Consider the following 3,938-nt stretch of genomic DNA (forward strand, 5'->3'; position numbering starts at 1 on the left):
CTCGGGACCGCCGGTCAGCGGTCTGGCGCCGGGCTGGGGCTCCCCGGCCTGGGGCTCGCCCGGTTGCTGGGGCTGGGCGGGCTCGGGAGTAACGCGGATTCCGTACTGCGGGCGGCCGTCGGGCAGGTCCGGGAAGCGTCCGCGCACGGGCTGGCCGGTCACCCCGGGCTGGGCCGCGTCGGGCCGCGCCGGGCCGGGCTGGGGCTGCTGTCCCGGGACGCTGCCGCCCTGGCCGTACGGGTCCTCGCCCCACTGGGCCGGCCGCTCCGGGGCCTGCGGCTGCTGGCCCGCAGGAGGCTGCTGGCCATGGCCGGCAGGAGGCTGCGGGCCGACGGGCGCCTGCCCGTGGTTTGCCGGCCGGCCGGGAACCGCGGTTCCGGCCATCGGCAGCTGCGCGGCCAACCGCCGGGCCTCGTGTGCCACCTCGGTGGAGACCACCACGTCATAGCTGGTGGCGATCACCTGGTTGGTGGAGGTGAAGTCCCGCTTGCCGCGCTGCAGCGCGTAGGAAATGATGCCGAACAGCATCCAGAAGGCCGCGCCCATGGCCATCGACGAGATCAGCAGCACGAAGGTTTCGCCGCCGCCGAAGAGCATCAGCAGCAAGCCGACGAACAGGCCGAACCACGCGCCGGTGGCCGCGCCGGAGAGGGCAACCCGGGGATAGCTGAGCTTGCCGGTGACCCGCTCGACCATCTTCAGGTCGTTGCCGACGATGGTCACGTGCTGGACGGGAAATTCCTCGTCCGCGAGGTAGTCCACCACCTTCTGGGCATCCAGATACGAGCGGTAGTTTCCGATCAGCTCGCCCTGGGGAAGGGTACGGCTGAGGTCCCGGGAATCTGTACGGCCAAGCATCGACATACCCCCATTGTCGCTGATATACGCAACCGATGGTTTGGGTATCGCTTCAGGTGAACGTGGGACCCCTCGCGCTCCCTCGGCTTCAGCCCGTTCGGCGGGCCCGCGCCGGGCATCGATGACCGGCCAAATCCCGGATTCCGGGGCCCAGCACGTAGCCTAAAGGGGTGAGCACAAAAACCAACCGCGTCTTCGTAGCCCGGCTGCTCGGCCTGGACGTCTTCGACCCGCTCGGAGACCGCCTGGGCCGGCTGCGCGACGCCGTCGTCCTCGACTACGGCCCTGCCAAACCGCCCTTGGTCGTCGGCCTGGTGGTCGAGGTTCCCGGCAAGAAACGTGTGTTCGTCCCGATGACCCGGATCACCTCGATCACCGCCGGGCAGGTCATCTGCACCGGGCTGGTCAACCTGCGCCGGTTCGAGCAGCGCGGCGCCGAGACCCTGGTGGTCGCCGAAATGTTCGACCGCCGCGTCACGCTCGCCGACGGCAGCGGCGATGCCACCATCCTGGACATCGGCATGGAGCAGTCCCGCGACGGCGACTGGTATGTGTCCCAGCTCTTCGTCCGGCGCGGCCATTCGACCTCGCCGCTGCGCAGCCTGCGCCGCAACGAAACACTGATCGTGGACTGGCACGAGGCCTACCAGGGTGCCCGGCACGAACCGCAGGCGGCCACTACCTTCGTGGCCAGCCACGAGGACCTCAAGCCCGCCGACTTCGCCGAGGCGCTGCACGAGATGACGCAGAAGCGCCGGCTGGAAGTCGCGAGCGAGCTGCAGGACGACCGTCTGGCGGATGTGCTCCAGGAGCTGCCGGACGACGACCAGGTGCAGATCCTCACGTCGCTGGATGCCGAACGCGCCGCCGTCGTGCTGGAGGAAATGGATCCCGACGACGCCGCCGACCTGCTGGCCGAGCTGCCCGAGGAGCAGAAGGAAGAACTGCTGCAGCTGATGGAGCCGGACGAAGCGAAGGACGTCCGCCGCCTGCTGGAGTACGAGGAAAACACCGCCGGGTCCATGATGACCCCGGTGCCGGTGATCCTGCCCCCGGAGGCCACGGTCGCCGAGGCCCTGGCGCATGTGCGCCGGGAAGAGCTCACGCCAGCCCTGGCGTCGGCCATCTTCGTCTGCCGGCCGCCGCTGGAGACCCCCACCGGGAAATACCTGGGCGTGGTCCACATCCAGCAACTGCTGCGCTACCCGCCGCCGGAGGCGCTGGGCAACATCGTGGATACAGACCTGGAGCCGGTGCTGGACCAGAGCGATGTCAGCGAGGTGGCCCGCACCCTGGCGACGTACAACCTGAATGCCCTGGCAGTGGTCAACAGCGCCGGCCGGCTGGTCGGCGCCGTGACCGTTGACGACGTGCTGGACCATCTGCTGCCCGACGACTGGCGGGCGCAGGACGACTCCCCCGTAAGCGGAGGTGGACGCTTTGGCTGAGAAGGCAGATCGGAAAATCAAGGTCGCGGGGCTGGACACCCCGCGCGAGACCCGCACGCGCCTGCTGGTCCGGTTGCGACCCAACCCCGATTATTTCGGCAAGGCCACGGAGTCCTTCGCCCGTTTCATGGGCACCCCGCAGTTCCTGATGTGGATGTCGGTTTTCTGTCTGCTCTGGCTGGCCTGGAACACGTTCGGACCCGAACACCTGCGTTTCGACAGCGCCGCGCTGGGCTTCACCGCGTTGACCCTGATGCTCTCGCTGCAGGCCTCCTACGCCGCTCCGTTGCTGCTGTTGGCGCAGAACCGCCAGGACGACCGGGACAAGGTCTCGCTGCAGCAGGACCGCCAGCGGGCGGAACGCAATCTGGCGGACACCGAGTACCTGACCCGCGAACTGGCCGCGCTGCGGATCGCCATCCGCGAAGTGGCCACGCGTGACTTCGTCCGGAGCGAGCTGCGCTCGGTGCTGGAAGAACTGCTGGACGACGAGTCCGCGGACGAACGCCGCCGCGGCCGGCGCCGGCCCTCCGATGCCACCACCTCGCTGCCCAAGCTGCCGCCGGCCCAACACGGCGGCCAGGAGAACTGATGCATGACTGATCCACACCCGTCGCAACACCCGGACCCGGCCGCCGTGCGGCGCGCGCTGGGAACCGTGATCGACCCGGAGCTTCGCCGTCCCCTCGCGGAGCTGGGCATGCTCAAGGACGTCCGGATTGACGACGCCGGACGGGTCACCGTCGGCGTGCTGCTCACCATCTCGGGCTGCCCGCTGCGGGGCACCATCACCGCCGATGTCGAGCACGCCCTCGCCGACGTCCCGGGCGTCTCCGGGGTGGCGGTGGAGCTGGACGTGATGACGCCGCAGCAGCGCGACGCGCTCAAGGAGCAGCTGCGCGGCGCCGGCCGCGGCAATCCGTTCGCCGATCCGTCCTCGCTCACCCGCATCTATGCCGTGGCGAGCGGCAAGGGCGGGGTGGGCAAGTCGAGCGTCACCGTCAACCTCGCGTGCGCCATGGCCGCCCAGGGTTTGCGCGTGGGCATCATCGACGCCGATGTCTACGGTTTCTCGGTTCCCGGGCTGCTGGGCATCACGCAGGCCCCCACCCGGGTGGACGAGATGATCCTGCCGCCGGTGGCCTACGGCGTGAAGGTCATCTCGATCGGCATGTTCGTCTCAGGGAACCAGCCGGTGGCCTGGCGGGGGCCCATGCTGCACCGGGCCCTGGAGCAGTTCCTCACCGATGTCTATTTCGGCGACCTGGATGCGCTGTTCCTGGACCTGCCTCCGGGCACCGGGGACGTGGCGATCTCGGTGGCGCAGCTGCTCCCGTCCTCGCAGATCCTGGTGGTGACCACCCCGCAGGCCGCCGCGGCCGAGGTGGCGGAACGCGCCGGCGCCATCGCCGCGCAGACCGGGCAGCAGGTGGCGGGAGTCATCGAGAATATGTCCTGGCTGGCGCTGCCGGACGGATCCAGGATGGAAGTCTTCGGCTCCGGCGGCGGAACTGCCGTCGCCGAGCGGCTCTCCGCCGTGCTGGAGAAGCCGGTACCGCTGCTGGGAAGCATTCCGCTGGAGCCACGGCTGCGCGCCGGCGGCGACGCCGGCCGCCCGATCGTCCTGGACGG

Annotated in this window: 4 protein-coding genes; 3 read left to right on the plus strand and 1 reads right to left on the minus strand. The window is 69.7% G+C overall.

Annotated elements, in window-relative coordinates; all coding sequences use genetic code 11:
* Positions 1 to 864: YflT domain-containing protein (locus AC5RV2_RS15585; protein WP_494093088.1), on the minus strand; the 864-nt coding region annotated here is incomplete at its 3' end.
* A 164-nt stretch (positions 865 to 1,028) separates the two neighbouring features.
* On the opposite strand from AC5RV2_RS15585, the gene AC5RV2_RS15590 reads away from it, so the two are divergent.
* The 3 genes from AC5RV2_RS15590 to AC5RV2_RS15600 all read left to right on the plus strand — a co-directional run.
* Complete coding sequence (locus AC5RV2_RS15590) at positions 1,029 to 2,306, plus strand: magnesium transporter MgtE N-terminal domain-containing protein (RefSeq protein ID WP_494093089.1); 1,278 nt, start codon at positions 1,029 to 1,031, stop codon at positions 2,304 to 2,306.
* Positions 2,299 to 2,898, plus strand: coding sequence for a DUF1003 domain-containing protein (locus tag AC5RV2_RS15595; protein WP_494067326.1), 600 nt, complete (start codon positions 2,299 to 2,301; stop codon positions 2,896 to 2,898). The genes AC5RV2_RS15590 and AC5RV2_RS15595 overlap by 8 nt, the downstream gene beginning before the upstream one ends.
* Positions 2,899 to 2,901: 3 nt before the next feature.
* Positions 2,902 to 3,938 (plus strand): Mrp/NBP35 family ATP-binding protein (locus AC5RV2_RS15600; protein WP_494093090.1); only part of this gene is annotated, 1,037 nt, incomplete at its 3' end.

The organism is Arthrobacter sp. Y3225116 (genome assembly GCF_059091245.1).